The organism is Nitrosospira sp. Nsp11 (genome assembly GCF_900142705.1).
GTDB lineage: Bacteria > Pseudomonadota > Gammaproteobacteria > Burkholderiales > Nitrosomonadaceae > Nitrosospira.
This window is the reverse complement of sequence record NZ_FRBV01000009.1, coordinates 96,679-113,338: the sequence shown is the minus strand read 5'-3', so window position 1 is coordinate 113,338 and position 16,660 is coordinate 96,679. Positions and strand designations below refer to the sequence as shown.

At 51.6% G+C, this 16,660-nt stretch carries 19 protein-coding genes and 1 tRNA gene; 15 read left to right on the top strand and 5 right to left on the bottom strand.

Features of this window, described 5'->3' with window-relative positions; genetic code table 11:
* Positions 1 to 200: 200 nt before the first annotated feature.
* Positions 201 to 683 (top strand): hypothetical protein, encoded by a 483-nt coding sequence (locus BUA28_RS10985; RefSeq protein ID WP_072768161.1) that lies wholly within the window; start codon positions 201 to 203, stop codon positions 681 to 683.
* A 131-nt stretch (positions 684 to 814) separates the two neighbouring features.
* Here the strand turns inward: BUA28_RS10985 and BUA28_RS10980 are convergent, their stop codons facing one another.
* From BUA28_RS10980 to BUA28_RS15585, 3 genes are all read right to left on the bottom strand, one after another.
* The gene (locus BUA28_RS10980) at positions 815 to 2,116 is read right to left on the bottom strand and encodes an MFS transporter (RefSeq protein ID WP_218587261.1); all 1,302 of its coding nucleotides are present in this window, start codon (positions 2,114 to 2,116) and stop codon (positions 815 to 817) included.
* A gap of 343 nt (positions 2,117 to 2,459) precedes the next feature.
* A complete protein-coding gene (locus BUA28_RS10975) occupies positions 2,460 to 2,738 on the bottom strand; it encodes a hypothetical protein (RefSeq protein ID WP_072768160.1) in 279 nt (92 codons plus the stop codon).
* 938 nt (positions 2,739 to 3,676) lie between these two features.
* On the bottom strand, positions 3,677 to 3,808 hold the full coding sequence (locus tag BUA28_RS15585; protein ID WP_090958220.1) for a transposase: 132 nt from the start codon (positions 3,806 to 3,808) through the stop codon (positions 3,677 to 3,679).
* A gap of 414 nt (positions 3,809 to 4,222) precedes the next feature.
* Between BUA28_RS15585 and BUA28_RS10965 the strand changes: the two genes are divergently transcribed.
* Complete coding sequence (locus tag BUA28_RS10965) at positions 4,223 to 4,525, top strand: hypothetical protein (protein ID WP_072768159.1); 303 nt, start codon at positions 4,223 to 4,225, stop codon at positions 4,523 to 4,525.
* A gap of 471 nt (positions 4,526 to 4,996) precedes the next feature.
* Here BUA28_RS10965 and BUA28_RS10960 read toward each other — a convergent pair.
* A tRNA-Thr gene (locus BUA28_RS10960) sits at positions 4,997 to 5,072 on the bottom strand.
* A 271-nt stretch (positions 5,073 to 5,343) separates the two neighbouring features.
* On the opposite strand from BUA28_RS10960, the gene aroQ reads away from it, so the two are divergent.
* The 13 genes from aroQ to BUA28_RS10895 all read left to right on the top strand — a co-directional run bounded on the left by aroQ (position 5,344) and on the right by BUA28_RS10895 (position 15,538).
* Positions 5,344 to 5,826 (top strand): type II 3-dehydroquinate dehydratase, encoded by a 483-nt coding sequence (aroQ, locus tag BUA28_RS10955; protein ID WP_072768158.1) that lies wholly within the window; start codon positions 5,344 to 5,346, stop codon positions 5,824 to 5,826.
* Between the two features lie 159 nt (positions 5,827 to 5,985).
* Positions 5,986 to 6,450: an acetyl-CoA carboxylase biotin carboxyl carrier protein gene (gene accB, locus BUA28_RS10950; protein WP_072768157.1), complete on the top strand. Its 465-nt coding sequence runs from the start codon at positions 5,986 to 5,988 to the stop codon at positions 6,448 to 6,450.
* Positions 6,451 to 6,526: 76 nt separating this feature from the next.
* Complete coding sequence (gene accC, locus BUA28_RS10945; RefSeq protein WP_072768156.1) at positions 6,527 to 7,882, top strand: acetyl-CoA carboxylase biotin carboxylase subunit; 1,356 nt, start codon at positions 6,527 to 6,529, stop codon at positions 7,880 to 7,882.
* A gap of 92 nt (positions 7,883 to 7,974) precedes the next feature.
* Positions 7,975 to 8,892 (top strand): 50S ribosomal protein L11 methyltransferase, encoded by a 918-nt coding sequence (gene prmA / locus BUA28_RS10940; RefSeq protein WP_072768155.1) that lies wholly within the window; start codon positions 7,975 to 7,977, stop codon positions 8,890 to 8,892.
* A gap of 22 nt (positions 8,893 to 8,914) precedes the next feature.
* Complete coding sequence (locus tag BUA28_RS10935) at positions 8,915 to 9,922, top strand: DUF3426 domain-containing protein (protein WP_072768154.1); 1,008 nt, start codon at positions 8,915 to 8,917, stop codon at positions 9,920 to 9,922.
* A 249-nt stretch (positions 9,923 to 10,171) separates the two neighbouring features.
* A complete protein-coding gene (locus BUA28_RS10930; protein WP_072768153.1) occupies positions 10,172 to 10,984 on the top strand; it encodes an ABC transporter ATP-binding protein in 813 nt (270 codons plus the stop codon).
* Complete coding sequence (mlaE, locus tag BUA28_RS10925) at positions 10,977 to 11,774, top strand: lipid asymmetry maintenance ABC transporter permease subunit MlaE (protein WP_072768152.1); 798 nt, start codon at positions 10,977 to 10,979, stop codon at positions 11,772 to 11,774. Before BUA28_RS10930 ends, mlaE begins: the two co-directional genes overlap by 8 nt.
* Positions 11,774 to 12,268 carry an outer membrane lipid asymmetry maintenance protein MlaD gene (gene mlaD / locus BUA28_RS10920; RefSeq protein ID WP_072768151.1) on the top strand — a complete coding sequence of 165 codons (495 nt, stop codon included), beginning with the start codon at positions 11,774 to 11,776 and terminating at the stop codon, positions 12,266 to 12,268. The genes mlaE and mlaD overlap by 1 nt, the downstream gene beginning before the upstream one ends.
* A 58-nt stretch (positions 12,269 to 12,326) precedes the next feature.
* Positions 12,327 to 12,965: an MlaC/ttg2D family ABC transporter substrate-binding protein gene (locus BUA28_RS10915; protein ID WP_072768173.1), complete on the top strand. Its 639-nt coding sequence runs from the start codon at positions 12,327 to 12,329 to the stop codon at positions 12,963 to 12,965.
* A 3-nt stretch (positions 12,966 to 12,968) separates the two neighbouring features.
* The gene (locus tag BUA28_RS10910; protein ID WP_072768150.1) at positions 12,969 to 13,271 is read left to right on the top strand and encodes an STAS domain-containing protein; all 303 of its coding nucleotides are present in this window, start codon (positions 12,969 to 12,971) and stop codon (positions 13,269 to 13,271) included.
* A 121-nt stretch (positions 13,272 to 13,392) separates the two neighbouring features.
* Positions 13,393 to 14,325, top strand: coding sequence for an ABC transporter ATP-binding protein (locus BUA28_RS10905; protein ID WP_178298017.1), 933 nt, complete (start codon positions 13,393 to 13,395; stop codon positions 14,323 to 14,325).
* Positions 14,322 to 15,077 (top strand): ABC transporter permease, encoded by a 756-nt coding sequence (locus tag BUA28_RS10900; protein WP_072768149.1) that lies wholly within the window; start codon positions 14,322 to 14,324, stop codon positions 15,075 to 15,077. The genes BUA28_RS10905 and BUA28_RS10900 overlap by 4 nt, the downstream gene beginning before the upstream one ends.
* A 212-nt stretch (positions 15,078 to 15,289) precedes the next feature.
* Positions 15,290 to 15,538, top strand: a complete 249-nt coding sequence (locus tag BUA28_RS10895; protein WP_072768148.1) for a BolA family protein — start codon at positions 15,290 to 15,292, stop codon at positions 15,536 to 15,538.
* Positions 15,539 to 15,758: 220 nt separating this feature from the next.
* Here BUA28_RS10895 and rpoH read toward each other — a convergent pair whose 3' ends face one another.
* Positions 15,759 to 16,604 (bottom strand): RNA polymerase sigma factor RpoH, encoded by an 846-nt coding sequence (gene rpoH, locus BUA28_RS10890; protein WP_072768147.1) that lies wholly within the window; start codon positions 16,602 to 16,604, stop codon positions 15,759 to 15,761.
* Between the last annotated feature and the right edge of the window lie 56 nt (positions 16,605 to 16,660).

Sequence of the window (16,660 nt, the reverse complement as noted above, 5' to 3'; positions counted from 1 at the left end):
CGGGCTGGTCAAACACCGAGATGCTGATGCAGCAGGTCGCGCAGCTTAATCGGGAAAAGGAGATATTGCCCCCGCCGGGGGATCATGTGCATTGAGTTGAGTAATGGCTCACAAAAGGGAGGGAGCAGACCGAGAAACATAGAGCCCTGTATGAGGCTTTCCACCAAAGTTTTTTTAATAATCGTTCAAGGAGATAAAATATGATTAAATCGATGGCCACGGTCTTGATGAGTGCTGCGCTGGTCGTGTCAGTACCCGCGTCGGCGCATACCGAAGAGCATTTCGACGCCATTGATACGCCGCACGGGGGACAGATGCGTATGGCAGGTCCCTATCATCTGGAGCTTGTTACACAAGAGAAAGACATCGTCCTCTACGTAACGGACCATGGGGATAATAAAGTCAGCACCGATGGTGGAACGGGTAAAGCAAGTTTTCAGATAGGCAAGGCCAAGCCCAAGGATTCGATAAAACTCGAACCCGCTGGGGATAACATCCTTAAAGGCACCGGGGATTTCAAGCTCACGCCCGAAACTACAATCGTCGTTTTCGTCAAATTACCGGACCAGGAGCCACAATCTACCCGCTTTACTCCGCTCAAGCCTAAGGCGTCCCAAAAAACCCAGGAAAAAAAGCCTGCGGGATCCGCCAGTGGACATGAGCATCATCACATGCACCATTGAGCGCCACGAGAAAAATAGCCCGTAAACGATAGAAAGCGGGATATCATAAAATCGCGGGGCGGCAGCAACTGGATAGCGCCAACCGAAACACCACGACGTCTTGCCATTTTTTAAGCAATTCACAGCGGTTTTTACGTTTGCAGCGCAGCTTGCCGCCCCCTCTTGATATCAATGTTTAGCAGTATCAGTAATCCAATAACAAAATAAACGCCGGTAATCAGCATGGCAAGCCGATGATCTCCTCGAGAAATCCAGCTTACCAATCCATACGTGACCGGACCCAGTATGGACGACAGCTTGACTGCCAGTCCCCACAGCCCGAAAAATTCGGCACGCCTGGCGTCAGGGCTGAAATATCCTACCAACGCCCGACCTGCTGACTGAGAAGCCCCCAGGCACAGGCCGGCGACATTGGCAGCCAGCCAGAACATCGCCCGGCTTTCGGCCATCCAGGCCAGCAATATCATAACAATCCAGCCAACAAGCGTCAGAGCGATCGTGGGAATATGCCCGATCCTGTCCTGTATGCTGCCGAAAGCAAATGCCCCCACTGATGCGGTGATGTTAACCACCAGGACCAGAAACATGGTGTCGCTCGTGTTAAAGCTCATTACCTGCTGCGCGTATATTGCAGCCAATGTAATTACAGTCTGGATACCCGCTTGGTAAAATACGATGCAGACAAGAAAACGCACCAGGTCGCGGTAATCCCGCACGCGATGAAACGTATCGCCCAGCCGCGAAAATGCCTCACTCACCACGGTACGTCCCGCAAGATGCGATTGAGGTACGGCGCGTTCCTTCAGGAAAAGAAAGGTGGGAATACTCGACAGCGCAAAGAAACCAGCGGTTATCAGCATCGTAACGGGAACAAAATGCTCGGCCGGCTCGCCATGTTCCTGCGCCCAGGTGACATACGCCAGTGATAAGCCCAGACTGACCAAGCCGCCGATATAACCCAGGCTCCAGCCCCAGCCCGAGACTTTTCCCAGCGCCTCGCTCTGCGCCAGCTCCGGTAAAAACGCGGCAATCAAATTTTCACCGCAACCAAAGAAGAAATTGGTGAGAATTATCAGCACAACCGCCAGCCACAGATCACCGGGCCCCACAAAGTAGAGCAATCCCGTAAACAGGACACAGCCCACCGCACTCAGGAACAGCAGACGCTTCTTCGCTGCATACGCGTCGGCATATGCTCCTAGCGCAGGTGCGGTCAGGATAATAAGGGCATAGGAAACCGCAAGCGCAGCGGTCCATGCAAACGTCGCCCACTCAGCATTTCCCGCTACGACCGCAACGAAATAAGCATTAAAAATGGCGGTGATTACAACTGTGGTATAGCCTGAATTGGCGAAATCAAACATCGCCCAAGACCACGCTTCCCGCCGGCTCACCCCTGCCGCCAGATATTGAGGGTTATCCTGTATTTGCATGGAAGGCGGCGATATCCCTGATTAATCAGCTAACAATACATGATTATTAACTTAGGGCTGTCCTAAGCCATGAAGGCCGTTGCAGATCGCTGAGGTCATTTTTTACGGCAAAAGGACTCCACCGTCCTGACCTAGGCAGTAAGCACTCACTCCCTACGCTAGCGTTTGTAGAATCTGCCTAATTACAATAGGCCTGTACCGCCCCGACTGTTCTGCAGTCATTCAAAGGGCTTGTCCGAAATTTCCACCCGCAGTCTCTGATTACGACCAAAAAATACGAGTGGTCACAGCGTGATTATGGACTGGCACCGCTCCATCTCAGAAAAAAACCGCAATCCTGATATTAATGCCTAACCTGTCTTACGTCGCCGCAGACATTCACCAGCACCCCTATCAGGTTTAACATGCCTTCCATCAGTAAATTCAAATGTTCCTCGCTCCACTCGAACGATCGTAACGATGCCAAGGTTTGGTCAACCGGGATCTCTTCATGATTTATCTGCTGATGCGCAAGACTCAAGGCTAGCAGGCGCGCGCATTCGGCCAGTTGATCCTTGGTTGCCTTCTTGATCAGCATATTCGCCAAGTCATATGTCTGATCAAAGGTTAATAGTTGGGTCACGATATTTGCCTATCATAATTTTGTCAGCCTTTATTCTTCTGCAATAGCACACCGAATAAACCCCACAAGCATTCAGCTCTCTGAGTATTCCGGCGTTGGTTTTATTATTCCTTAGGGTTGGCAAAACTCAACGCTATTCCCAACAGGAAAGCTGATTGTTCGCATAATAACCGTATTGTCGGGCATTGCAATTGGACTTAAGTACACGTGCTAATCTTTAGCTCATGATTTAGCTAATCTACATTCCGTGTTGCGCCATAGAAAAAGGTTACCGAAATAGTTTTTAGAAGTTAACGCAAACGCCATAAGGATGGGCACTTCACTTTAGTGCGTTGAAAATGATTTTAAGTTTTGCCTGTATGGTTTTCTTCAGGATAAAGGGATCGGTATTGAGGAAAGTATCTGTCAATCGGTTTTTTGTTTCTGGGCAGACATGATCGGACGCTAGCAGCCGCTGGCAAGGTGTTTGAGGAGAGTGGTATTCCTTGTTAATCTAGAATGACGCGCTACTTTTCCTTGAGTTTCAGCAGATTAAGCTTCAGGGCACAAATACACCCGACAGGTGCGCTTGTGATTCCATGCATGACCTGCTAGCCGCAGCCGGTCGTGACATTTCCAGAACCCCCAGCGGCTATGCTTGGTGCCCACGGCATGAGCGCTTCAACTACGGGCATCACGCGCTGCAAGCTTGTTCTCTTCCCGGTAATACGCCGCCCCTGACAGGTTCACCAACTGGCAGGATCGTCTTACGGATAACCTCTGATCCTGCGCCAAGCGGAAAACCATGTCCCCGCGTTCAGGCGGCGCTACAGCTTTTTTAATACCGCCTTGATCGCTTCATTCTCCAGCGCCAAGTTCGCATACATCCGCTTGGGCTGGCTGTTCTCCGTTTCCAGCTCTTTTACACGCACCAGCTCGGAAACCTCAAGCCCGCCATACTAGGCTTTCCACTTATAGTAGGTCGCCGAACTAATCCCATGCTTGCGCCAGATCTCGTCGACTGCAACCCCGCTATAGGCTTCCTTCAGAATCCCTACAATCCGACTTTCCGTAAACCGCGAATTCTTCATTTGAACCTCCAGGCAAAATGCTGTCAGAAAGTTCTACTTCTTGCTTGTCTCTTAAATGGGGATGCTTACGTTACCACTTCATTTTTCAGACAGTGTGAAGCTCGCGCTCGTCAGGACGCACTGCGGGAAAAAAGCCCAGGTCTGAAGTCACGCCATATGTTTCACCTGTATTTGCTGATCTCGCCCAACTGACATGAACGACATTCTGACCTATAGTGAAGAAAGCATAGTCTTTCAAATACTATCGCGGAAATTTGTGATTCATAATTTTTGGTAGCAGCTATTGGATGAATTTCTAATACAGCAAGTTATTACAGGATGTCATGACAATTTCTTGTACGCCATTAAGGAAATATCATTTTTCTCTAAAAATCGTTTAATGAACTACTGGAAACCAAACTAAGGAGAGTCATCATGATACAAAAACGAAAAATGGAATCTATTATTGCAATCGTTCCTTTTTTAATGGCCACGGTTAGTTTCGCAACTAGTGCCAATGCAAGTGAACATGAAGGAGGAAGCGATGCTTCTGTGATGAAAAGAGAACCAGACGGTAGTGTCAGTAAAAAAGAATTCATGAAACACCACGAGTGGATGTTTGACCAAAACGACAAAAACCATAACGCTAAGCTGGAGCCCGATGAAATGAGAAACCTACACAAAATGGTGAGTAAAATGCATGGGCGCTTTGAACAAGAATATGGACAAAAAAAATAGCTAGTGTATTGGGATTTATTTGAGCTAACGGAACCCTGCTCCCACAGGTGACCTGACCAGACTAGGGGGGTAGGGAATGGGGGTGTGTCCAGTCTCGGCAAGACCCCGCCCCCTTAAGTCTGGGTGCCATCCCCCTCTCACCTTTCTCAAATTTCAAAAACCATTTTTCTGTAGACGGACATTCTCTTGCTCATGGGAATGCCTCTTCCTGTCGGCTATATTGTCGTTTTACGCATTTTTCTGACAAGTAACACCCTAACTAGTCTGTAAAGCCAAGGATAGGTAAGTGCTGTACTCAAAATCCTAGACATGGGGTTCCCAAAATAGCACCCCTACCTGTCGGAAACAGCTCCCCTTCATCTGTTTCACATGAGAATAGGCTAAAACCCTAAATTTGTTGTTCAAAGTTACCCCATTGTTACCCCAAAAGGGTTTTCCGGTGTTTGGGACATAATTAAGTTATTGAAATAATGGTGCTGTTGAGAGGAGTCGAACCTCCGACCTACTGATTACGAATCAGTTGCTCTACCAACTGAGCTACAACAGCGCGAAGGGAAATACAACGTTGTGGATTATAGAGGTTTGGTAAACGGCGAGCAATGTGAGGGACGAGCGTAAAGGGCGGCTTTTTCCACGGGGACTGACAAAAATGTTTTGAATATACTTTCGCAGCCTGAAAACTTGTAGTTGAAGCTGCTAAAATCGCCAATGGTGTTTGCTCTACCGCATCCCGTTAAAACTATCCCTATTTTCCCTTATTTTCGTCGATGTCCTGCAATAACTAGACTTTTTTATAGGTTTACGGCACACTTGCATCCATGGAAAATGACGCGTCCACAATAAAAAAAATCCTCGTTCTTCATGGGCCTAACCTAAATCTTCTGGGAACACGCGAGCCGGAGCTCTACGGAACACTCACGTTAGGCGAAATTAACAGCAAATTAGCGATTTTAGCGAACCACGCGGGTGTCGGATTAATTCACTTTCAAAGTAACGCCGAGGGTGAGCTAATAGATCGGGTTCAGCTAGCGATGAGCGAGGGGATCGCTTTTATAATCATCAATCCCGCAGCCTACACGCATACCAGCATTGCTTTACGTGATGCCTTTGCCGCAACCAGAATACCGTTCATCGAAGTGCATCTTTCCAATGTTTTTGCTCGTGAGTCTTTCCGCAGGAGGTCGTATTTCTCCGATCTGGCGGTAGGTGTAATCAGCGGTTTGGGCCCTAAAGGATACGAACTTGCCTTGGAGTACGCTTTAGAGGTAACAGCAGGCGTGAAGTTCGATAATCCCGCATAGCCGTATTGATATTTATGAGACTGGGAGGCAGGGAAGTGGGACATGAAAGAGAAACTTCGCGGAATAGAAAGCAGACATGCGCCAGCGCGCTGAAAGATGGTGCAGCAATGGCAGGCATGTTGTTAAAGACGTAAAGGGGGACCGCCCCGGAGGCCTATTATGGATTTGAGAAAACTGAAGAAACTGATTGATCTGGTCGAGGAGTCGGGCATTGCCGAACTGGAAATTACCGAAGGTGAGGAGAAGGTGCGCATCAGCAGATCAACCTCATCCGTGCAAACCCAGGTAACCCCCGGTGGAACATCACCTCAACAGGGGACGCCGCCCAGTGCTGTTATCGCATCCACGGCGCTTACTCCCGCTAACGCAGTAGCCGAGATCTTGCCAGAGGGTCATGTGGTGAAATCACCCATGGTAGGAACGTTCTACCGTAGCTCCTCTCCTGGTTCCAATGCATTCGTAGAAGTAGGACAGACGGTCAAGGAGGGGGAAACGCTTTGCATCATTGAGGCGATGAAGCTGCTTAACGAAATAGAATCAGACAAGAGTGGCGTGATAAAGGCAGTCCTGGTGGAAAATGGCCAGCCAGTAGAGTATGGCGAACCGCTATTCGTGATCGAGTGATCCTGCGCCAACGCGCATATAACGCGCGGAAAGACAGTGGGCAACTTCCATCTTCAGGAAATAATTTCCGGTAAATATGTTCGAAAAAATTCTTATAGCCAATCGGGGCGAGATCGCCCTGCGAATACAGCGTGCATGCCGGGAGATGGGCATCAAAACAGTCGCGGTGCATTCCCAGGCGGACGCTGACGCCAAGTATGTGAAGCTGTCCGATGAGTCCGTGTGCATCGGCCCAGCCCCCTCGGCGCAAAGTTACCTTAATATTCCTGCCATTATCAGCGCTGCGGAGGTGACGGACTCGGAGGCTATTCATCCGGGCTATGGGTTTCTTTCCGAAAATGCCGACTTCGCCGAACGCGTTGAAAGCAGTGGTTTTGTCTTTATTGGCCCTCGCCCCGAAACCATTCGCCAGATGGGCGATAAGATCAGTGCCAAGAATGCGATGAAAAAGGCAGGTGTGCCTTGTGTTCCAGGGTCTAACGGCGGGCTTCCCGAGTCCCCTGAAGAGATCCGGGCCATTGTCCGCTCCATTGGTTATCCAATAATTATCAAGGCCGCAGCGGGTGGCGGCGGCCGCGGAATGCGGGTAGTCCATACCGAAGCCGCTTTGTCGAACGCGGTGATAATAACCCGGAACGAGGCGCAGGCAGCTTTCGGTAACCCGACGGTCTATGTGGAAAGATATCTTGAAAACCCGCGCCACATCGAGTTCCAGGTTTTGGCGGACGCGCACGGGAATGCGATTTATCTCGGCGAACGAGAATGTTCGATGCAGCGCCGCCATCAGAAAATTCTCGAGGAAGCGCCCGCGCCGGGCATCCCCCCGAGGTTGCGCGACAAGATGGGCGCACGCTGCGCGGACGCATGCCGCCGTATCGGTTATCGCGGCGTAGGTACGTTCGAATTCCTGTTTGAGAAAAATGAATTTTATTTCATCGAAATGAATACGCGCCTGCAAGTAGAACACCCGGTTACGGAAGCGGTTACCGGAATCGATCTGGTACAAGCGCAAATTCGTGTTGCGGCAGGCGAAAAACTCAACATTCGCCAGAGGGATGTCGTATTGAAAGGACACGCCATAGAGTGCCGCATTAATGCCGAGGATCCTTATAAACTTACGCCGTCCGCTGGGCGTATTACGCAATACCACGCGCCAGGCGGACCCGGCATTCGCGTGGATTCCCATGTATACCATAACTATTTGGTGCCGCCCTATTACGATTCGATGATCGGTAAAGTGATTGCCTACGGCGACAACCGCGACCAGGCAATTGCAAGGATGCGCATCGCGTTGTCCGAAATGGTGATTGAAGGCATTAAAACGAACATGCCGTTACACCTCGACCTGTTATCCGACGCCGCTTTTCTGAATGGCGGCACCAGCATCCATTACCTGGAGCAAAAGCTTGCCAATTATAATAAGTCAGGCTAAAACGCAATCCATTTCGCGCCGCCTGAGCTATTTCAAGGCGGGTGAGCCAGCGTTCCACCGGACAGCCAGCTTGCGGTCACCTGTTTCTTGATATGGCCTGGATTTCGCTGGCTATAGAAACCGATAGCGCGCACGCCGAAGCCTTGGGTGACGCGCTGCTCGAACTGGGCGCGCTGTCAACAGACATACATGACGCCGCCAGCGGCACGGATCGAGAGCAACTCTTGTTCGATGAGCCGGGTGAGCCTTCCGAGAAAATCTGGCTCGCATCCGAGCTTACCGCTCTATTCAACGAGGATGTTGACATCGCTTCCACTGTACAGGCTGCGGCGAACGCGGCCCAGCTCCGCTGTCAGCCCAGCTATCGCATTACACGTGTGGAGGAGCAGGACTGGGTTCGGATGACACAGTCGCAATTCACCCCGATCCAGATATCGTCCCGCCTGTGGATCGTTCCCAGTTGGCATCAAATACCCGATACCGCGGCGGTCAACCTGATACTCGATCCCGGGTTGGCTTTCGGTACGGGTAGTCACCCCTCTACGCAACTGTGCCTTGGCTGGCTTGACGAAACGCTGCGGGGGGGTGAAGATGTTTTAGATTATGGCTGCGGTTCAGGCATACTTGCCATTGCCGCGTTGAAACTGGGTGCGGGTCACGTAGTGGGAATAGATATCGACCCGCAAGCCGTTGCCGCAAGCCGCGCAAATGCAATACTTAATCAGTGCGATGAAACAAAAGCGGAATTTTTTGCGACTCCCGTCACGGATCGGGCAGGGTCTAAAAATGGAGCATGGGCGGATGTGGTCGTGGCCAATATCCTTGCCAACCCGTTAATCGTACTGGCGCCGTTATTGATGCACGCCACGCGCAGGGGTGGACACATAGCGCTTTCCGGCATCCTCATGGAACAGGCGGAAGATGTGATACAGATTTATCGGCAATGGTTTGATATTCATATTACACGCGAGCAGGCAGGATGGGCTCTGCTCACCGGGACGAGAAAGTGAATTTGTTATAAAACCTACGGCTATGGCGCTCGTAACCCGTTGTCCTAACTGCGCGGCTGCTTTCCGCGTAACCCCTTTGCATCTGCAGGCGCATGGTGGTGACGTGCGCTGTGGACAATGCTCACAGGTATTTAACGGCTTTGCCACCTTGGCGACGGTGCAGGAACCGGAAGACCATGATGTGGCCGGACCAGAAGCGGAGGAAATGCCAGAAACCGAGGCAGCGCCAGAAGGCCAATCGGGAACCCCGCCTCAAAATGATCCGGATACGCTGACTGTATCGGATCAAGAGAATTTACCTTCAGCGCCAGCTCAAGAAGCAGCTCCGGATCAATCCGGTCCGGACATGACAGCGCAGGCCGCGCCTGCTTCGGACTTGCCACCCATTGCGGAAGAATCAGCACCGCAAAGAGAAGGCGAGACCAGCAGCAGCGCTGCCGCTAGCGAAGGCGGGGAAAAACGATCTCCGCACAGGCCGGACGCGACCATTCCGCCGTCGGAAAATTACGCATGGGACAACCATGCTTTCGACGAGGTTCAGTTGCCCAAGGCCTCCCTGGCGTGGGGGATCGGCAGCCTTTTGTTGATTGTGATGCTGGCGGCCCAGGCCATCTATCTTTATCGTGTCGAGCTATCCGTCAACGCGCCAGCGACCAAGCCTTATCTTCAACGATATTGTGAGCTATTGGGGTGCACAATTCCCTCGTCACAATATGCGAAGTTGCTGAATATCGAATCGTCCGATATGCAATCGGATACGGCGCAACCCGGCGTCATCACCCTGAGCGCCACGATACGCAATCATGCCTCCAATCCCCAGGCACTTCCGTCTTTTCAATTAACGCTGATCGACCATCAGGACCAACCCCTCGCCAGCCGTAACTTTCCTCCCGAAGCCTATCTTGAAGACGCTGCCAGCCGTGGGAAAGTCATTGCGCCCAATGCCGAATTCAATGTAAAGCTTCACCTCGATAGCGGGACTTTGAACGCGGCCGGATATCGACTGCTATTGCTTAATCCTCGTTCGTAGGAAGTAGGAACATTGCACGGAGAGGTTTCGCAGAAAGGACCGGGCGCATAGGGACGTGACGACGAGCCGGTTTGTTCCGTTTGCGTCCGTGACCGAGCCCAACTCTCGACGGTTCTGCCTTACGTTGCGCCATCCAGCATATCGTGTCACTGCTTTTCACCGTGCTCCAAACGTACACTCCATCCCGCCCAGTTGCCGGATTTAGGTTAAAATCAGCATCCCGTCAAATCATCTTCGTCCTCTGGCAGAATGACACCTGAAGCTTTGATCGAAACCAAGGATCTCGGTTTTTCCTATGGGGATCGTTCCATTCTCAAAGGGATCGACATCACCATGTCGCGCGGCAAAGTCATCGCTATCATGGGGGGCAGCGGTAGCGGCAAGACTACCCTGTTGCGCCTTATCGGCGGTGCGATCCGTCCGTCCTCCGGTTATGTCAAGTTTGCCGGTAAGATAGTGCATGAGCAAAAAAGAGATGAGCTTTTCCAGATGCGCCGGAAGATGAGTATGTTATTTCAGTTCGGCGCGCTGTTTACCGATTTGTCGGTATTCGATAATGTAGCTTTCCAGATGCGGGAGCATACCGACTTACCGGAATCCATGATTCGCGACCTGGTGCTGATGAAACTTCAGGCTGTGGGCCTGCGCGGCGCACATGACCTGATGCCGGCGGAACTCTCGGGAGGAATGGCGCGGCGGGTGGCATTGGCTCGCTCGATTGCGCTTGACCCGGTACTCATCATGTATGACGAGCCTTTTACCGGTCTTGACCCCATTTCGCTAACGGTCATCGGTAATTTGATCCGTCGTTTGACCGACGCGTTAGGCATGACTTCAATCGTCGTGACGCACGACGTGCAGGAATCGCTGAAAATCGTGGATTATGTGTACTTTATTGCAGACGGGGTGATCGCAGCACATGGCACCCCGGATGAAGTGCGCGGATCGGTGGCCCCCTTCGTACATCAGTTCGTGCATGGAGAAGAAGATGGTCCCGTCTCGTTTCACTATCCGGCTCAAGCCTATGCGCGCGATCTGAAACTGGAGGGCAGTTTTGCCTAGGCGCATCGTTATCGGCATCCGGGGCGTTGGTCACCGTGTAATAGATAGCGTCTGGCGGCTGGGCTACGCCAGCCGCTTTTTCTTGCTGACTCTGCTGAAGTCGGGTACCAGCTTTCGGCGCTTCGGCCTGATTATCCGTGAGCTTTATTTTACGGGCGTTTTGTCGCTCGTCATTATCGTTGTATCGGGGTTGTTCGTCGGCATGGTGCTGGGTTTGCAGGGTTATGAGACATTACAGCGATTCGGCGCCGAATCTGCTGTGGGTACAATGGTTGCATTGTCGCTTGTTCGGGAACTGGGACCCGTGGTGGCGGCGTTGTTATTTGCCAGCCGTGCCGGCTCCGCCATTACTGCTGAAATCGGCTTGATGAAAGCCACCGATCAACTGGCAGCGATGGAAATGATGGCGGTGGATCCGATTGCACGGGTGGTTGCCCCCCGGTTCTGGGCGGGCGTAATTTCGATGCCATTACTTGCGGCAATGTTTTCCATCATCGGGGTTTTTGGCGGTTATATGGTGGCCGTAGTGCTTATCGGTGTGGATGAAGGGTCATTCTGGTCACAAATGCAGGATGCGGTGGACTTCAGGTACGACATCGTCAACGGTATCATCAAGACCTGTGTTTTTGGTGTGGCGGTGACGGCAATCGCAGTGTTCGAGGGTTACGATGCGGCGCCGACGGCTGAGGGAGTGTCCGGCGCGACAACCCGCACCGTGGTGACTTCCGCGCTGGCGATTCTGGGACTGGATTTTGTTTTGACCTCGGTCATGTTCAGGGGAATGAGCTGATGCAGCGGACAACAATGGATCTGTGGGTAGGCGTATTTGTCATGGCTGGTATAGGCGCGTTGCTGTTGCTGGCGCTGAAGGTGGGAAATCTTGGCACTTACAGCTCGGCAGCGAGCTATACGTTGACTGGAAGTTTTGAGAATATCGGCGGTTTGAAAGTCAAGGCGCCGGTAAAGGGTGCGGGCGTGGTAGTGGGGCGTGTAACGGATATCCAGTTTAACACCAAGACTTACGACGCAGTGGTAACACTGAGCATAGACAACCGTTACCAATTTCCGAAGGACACTTTCGCCAGCATTCTTACATCGGGCCTTTTAGGGGAGCAGTACATAGGCTTGGCGGCAGGCGGTGACGAGACAGCGCTGAAGAATGGAGATAAAATCATGAAAACCAATTCCGCGATGGTCCTGGAAGAAATGATCGGCCGGTTCCTGTTCGACAAGGCATCAGAGAATAAGAAAACGGACGACGACAAGAGCGGAAATGGTGATTAACAAAAATATCGTAATTTCGCATAATGTAGTGTGGTTAAAAAATTCTAGCGAGGGAATCATGAAGAAATATTTTAATACGTCTTTATTATTGGCGACTTGGCTCGTCACGCTCCCCGTATGGGCCATGGCGACCAGCCCGGATACCCTGGTGGATAATACGGCCCAGGAGGTGCTCGCGATCGTCCGGCAAGATAAGGACTTGCGCGCGGGCAATACCACCAAGATTCTCGATCTGGTGGAAGCTAAGATATTGCCCCATTTCGACTTTACCCGGATGACGCGGTTGGCGATGGGTAAGAATTGGTCCAAGGCTACGCCTGAGCAACAGCAGGTATTGGTGAAGGAATTTCGCACGTTGCTGGTACGCACCTATTCCAACGCACTTAGCAGCTATAGCGAGCATACCATTACGGTTGAGCCGCTGAAAGAGAAGGCGGGCGAGACCGATACCACAGTCAAGACAAAAGTGATAAACCAAGGTCAACAGCCGATTCCCATCGACTATAGTATGGAAAAGACAGGTGACGATTGGAAAGTCTATGATGTGACAGTGGCTGGGGTAAGCCTGGTAACCAATTATCGCAGCACCTTCAATAACCAGGTGCGTGACGGTGGCGTAGAAAAATTGATTCAAACGCTCGTGGAAAAAAACCGGGCCCTGGTTGCTGCCGATAATAAGGCTGCATCAGCGAAATAATCCATGATTGAAGATGCGGCTAGATTGGTTTTGCGCGCGGGCGGCGAACTGAGCGTCGAAGGCTCGATAACCATCAATAACGTTGTGGCGATGGTTGGGCAAGGCATTGCTCTGTTTGACCGCGATAATATGGTAATCGATCTGGCGCGTGTGACTGAGGTGGATTCTTCCGCGGTAAGCATGTTGCTGGAGTGGCAGCGCGAGGCGGGTCGCCGCAATTGTCCTGTGCGCTTTGCCAATATACCGCTTAATCTGCGAAGCCTCGTGCAGCTATATGGTCTCTCCGAATTAATGCACGTCGCCTGATCGGTAACCGATCAATATCGGGCTCAAGTATCTTTTACATAGAGGCTTGTCCCTCGCGGATCTGCAATCCGTCCCGGCTATCTGGCCCATGTGTCAGGCCACTATCTTATCCAATTTCTCGATGATCCCGGCAATCGAAGTCAAACAGATGCACAAGTGCTTCGGTAAACTGCAGGCGTTGGCAGGTATCGACCTTGAAATAAAAACCGGGGAATTTTTTGCCTTGCTTGGCCCCAACGGCGCAGGCAAGACAACGCTTATCAACATTATTGCCGGACTAACCCGCGCCACGAGCGGCAGCGCCAGGGTAATGGGTTACGATGTCGTTGCGGACTACCGTGAAGCGCGACGCATGCTGGGCGTGGTGCCTCAAGAACTGGTGTTCGATCCCTTTTTTACCGTTCGAGAAACGCTTGCAATTCAATCCGGATATTACGGCTTAAAAAACAATAAATCCTGGATAGACGAAATAATTCACCATCTGGATCTGGCAGACAAGGCGGACGCCAACATGCGTACGCTTTCCGGGGGCATGAAGCGACGCGTGTTGGTGGCTCAGGCATTGGTGCACAAGCCCCCGGTCATCGTACTGGATGAGCCTACCGCAGGGGTTGACGTCGAGTTGCGCCAAGGCCTTTGGCGTTTTATCAGAGAGTTGAATCGTGATGGACATACCATCGTACTCACCACCCATTACCTTGACGAAGCAGAAGCCTTATGCAGCCGCGTCGCAATGCTGAAGCAAGGTAATATCGTAGCGCTCGATAGCATCAGAAATCTCATTAGCGGAATTTCCGGATGCTCGGTGCGGCTGCGGCTATCGCCCGATACGCTGCCTCCAGCCCTGCAACCTTTGATGAGCCGTTGTGAAGCAGAGTATTACATACTGGCGCTTGACGAGTATTCCCAGCTTGAGCAAGTTATGGCGGCGCTGCGTACAGCAGGATCGCAAGTGCTGGAGATGCAGGTATTTCAGCCCGATCTCGAAGAGGTATTCGTAAAAATCATGGGGGACGTTGAAATCAGGGAAGCGGTAGCCGTTCCCATCACATGACCGGATTTCTTACGCTGCTCTATAAGGAATTGTTGCGATTCTGGAAGGTCGGGTTTCAGACCGTATTCGCGCCTATGGTGTCCACCCTGCTTTATCTCATGATTTTTTCTCATGTCCTGGATGCCCATGTGCAAGCCTATCCAGGTGTTGCCTACACTGTTTTCATGATTCCGGGCCTGATAATGATGGCGGTGCTTCAGAACGCTTTTGCCAACTCGTCGTCCAGCCTGATCCAGTCCAAGATCACCGGAAACCTGGTTTTTGTGCTGTTATCACCGCTATCCTACCAGGAAATATTTTTTGCCTATGTGCTGGCATCGGTAGTGCGTGGGCTGGCGGTGGGACTGGGCGTTTACCTGATAACATACGGATTTTTCGATGTTTCCTTATCCTCGTTTCCATGGATATTCATATTTGCCCTGATGGGCAGCGCGCTACTGGGCGCGTTGGGTCTTATTGCCGGCATTTGGGCTGAAAAATTTGATCACCTTGCCACATTTCAAAACTTCATCATTCTGCCGCTGACTTTCCTATCGGGAGTGTTCTATTCAATCCACTCCCTACCGCCTTTCTGGCGAGGCCTCTCCCACTTGAATCCGTTTTTCTACATAATCGATGGTTTTCGCTATGGCTTCTTCAGCACGTCGGATATTTCGCCCTATATCAGCCTTGGGATTGTGGCAATGTGCTTCCTGGCAGTATCATGGTTGACATTGCAGATGTTGAGCACGGGTTACAAGATCCGGCAGTAACGCTGGCTAGGGCTTTTCGGACTTAAAGAATTGCAGCGAAAAATGAACCAGCCGGATGCCTTTGCAGCCGATTTCCTTTGAGTCCCACACGCTGCGAAGGCCCAGCGGTAAGGATTTGCATAGTTCAATAAATATAACGGACAACGCAAAGGTAAATTCAGGCAGTTGTCTTTAAGAATTCCAAGAGAATCATTTATATAAGGAAGAGAAGGATGGTTACGCCAGAAAGCATTAAAAATCACATCGAAAGTTCCTTGCCATGCGAACTGGTGCATGTAGAAGGGGATGATGGTCATCATTTCAGCGCCATCATTGTAAGTGCTGAATTCCGGGGGAAAAATATGGTGCAGCAGCATCAGCTTGTTTACCGCGCGCTCGGCGACAGGATGAAGCAAGAGATCCATGCGCTATCCATGAAAACCCACACGCCCGAACAATGGGCGGAAATAAACCCGAGCTAGGAGTCTGTCTGACCTGAAGAATCGCAGCGAAATATGAAGCCGATTTCCTTAAAGTCTCACAGGCCGCCAAGCCCCGCCAATATCCTGGATGTGGATAGTTGGCGCGAGGGCGCATCAACAAGAAGCGAGAAGCGCATTGCGCCGTATAAGGAATTCTTGAACAGAAGAGCTTGGCTTGAAGGCAAGGTCTTCCGCAGGAGCTGAGGCTCAGCTCTTGCAATTACACACTGGGGGCCAGGGCGGCCCGCATCTTCTGCATGGCTTTGGCTTCAATCTGGCGGATTCGCTCCGCAGATACGCCCAGCTCGCCAGCAAGATCATGCAGCGTGGCGGGGTCTTTTTCCCGCAACCAGCGGGCTTCAATGATGCGGCGGCTGCGTGCGTCCAAGCCGGATAATGCCTGTTCCAGGCCTTCCCCGCGCAGACGCGTGTTCTCTTCAGCTTCCAGCAACTGCCGAGGTTCTGAACCATCGGTAAGATAAGCGATGGGGCTGAATGCCTCATCGTCATCCTCATCAGATAAAGGTTCGAGGGAAATGTCCCTTCCGCTGAAGCGGGTCTCCATTTCCACCACTTCCTCGACCTTGACGCCCAGCTGCTTGGCCATCGCGCTGACCTCTTCCGGATTCATGGTGTCCAGCACCGGCTTCATGCTGCGCAGGTTAAAGAACAGCTTACGTTGCGCTTTTGTGGTGGCAATTCTTACCAGCCGCCAATTACGCAGTATGAATTCGTGGATTTCCGCCTTGATCCAGTGCACTGCAAACGATACCAGTCTCACGCCGCGTTCGGGATCATAGCGTTTGACCGCTTTCATAAGGCCAATATTGCCTTCCTGAATCAGGTCGGCCTGGGGCAGGCCATACCCTTTATAACCGCGAGCAATGGCGATCACTACGCGCAAGTGCGACAGCACCAGTTGGCGGGCTGCGTCGATGTTATCTTCATCCCTCAGGGACCGCGCCAGACGAATCTCTTCTTCCTGAGAAAGAATTCCGAAGCGGTTGGCAGACTGGATGTAGCTCTCGATGCTGCCGGCTGAAGGTATGGCTAAAGCGAAGTTCATGTATCCCCCTAGTTTCTCATGAAGTTAACCTATTCCAATAAGAGCGTCAACAGTTT

Excerpts from the sequence above, each read along its gene's own strand:
- BUA28_RS10985 (WP_072768161.1), top strand. The coding sequence starts at position 201 with ATGATTAAATCGATGGCCACGGTCTTGATGAGTGCTGCGCTGGTCGTG.
- BUA28_RS10980 (WP_218587261.1), bottom strand. The coding sequence starts at position 2,116 with ATGCAAATACAGGATAACCCTCAATATCTGGCGGCAGGGGTGAGCCGG.
- BUA28_RS15585 (WP_090958220.1), bottom strand. The coding sequence starts at position 3,808 with ATGAAGAATTCGCGGTTTACGGAAAGTCGGATTGTAGGGATTCTGAAG.
- BUA28_RS10965 (WP_072768159.1), top strand. The coding sequence starts at position 4,223 with ATGATACAAAAACGAAAAATGGAATCTATTATTGCAATCGTTCCTTTT.
- aroQ (WP_072768158.1), top strand. The coding sequence starts at position 5,344 with ATGGAAAATGACGCGTCCACAATAAAAAAAATCCTCGTTCTTCATGGG.
- accB (WP_072768157.1), top strand. The coding sequence starts at position 5,986 with ATGGATTTGAGAAAACTGAAGAAACTGATTGATCTGGTCGAGGAGTCG.
- accC (WP_072768156.1), top strand. The coding sequence starts at position 6,527 with ATGTTCGAAAAAATTCTTATAGCCAATCGGGGCGAGATCGCCCTGCGA.
- prmA (WP_072768155.1), top strand. The coding sequence starts at position 7,975 with ATGGCCTGGATTTCGCTGGCTATAGAAACCGATAGCGCGCACGCCGAA.
- BUA28_RS10935 (WP_072768154.1), top strand. The coding sequence starts at position 8,915 with ATGGCGCTCGTAACCCGTTGTCCTAACTGCGCGGCTGCTTTCCGCGTA.
- BUA28_RS10930 (WP_072768153.1), top strand. The coding sequence starts at position 10,172 with ATGACACCTGAAGCTTTGATCGAAACCAAGGATCTCGGTTTTTCCTAT.
- mlaD (WP_072768151.1), top strand. The coding sequence starts at position 11,774 with ATGCAGCGGACAACAATGGATCTGTGGGTAGGCGTATTTGTCATGGCT.
- BUA28_RS10915 (WP_072768173.1), top strand. The coding sequence starts at position 12,327 with ATGAAGAAATATTTTAATACGTCTTTATTATTGGCGACTTGGCTCGTC.
- BUA28_RS10910 (WP_072768150.1), top strand. The coding sequence starts at position 12,969 with ATGATTGAAGATGCGGCTAGATTGGTTTTGCGCGCGGGCGGCGAACTG.
- BUA28_RS10905 (WP_178298017.1), top strand. The coding sequence starts at position 13,393 with ATGATCCCGGCAATCGAAGTCAAACAGATGCACAAGTGCTTCGGTAAA.
- BUA28_RS10900 (WP_072768149.1), top strand. The coding sequence starts at position 14,322 with ATGACCGGATTTCTTACGCTGCTCTATAAGGAATTGTTGCGATTCTGG.
- BUA28_RS10895 (WP_072768148.1), top strand. The coding sequence starts at position 15,290 with ATGGTTACGCCAGAAAGCATTAAAAATCACATCGAAAGTTCCTTGCCA.
- rpoH (WP_072768147.1), bottom strand. The coding sequence starts at position 16,604 with ATGAACTTCGCTTTAGCCATACCTTCAGCCGGCAGCATCGAGAGCTAC.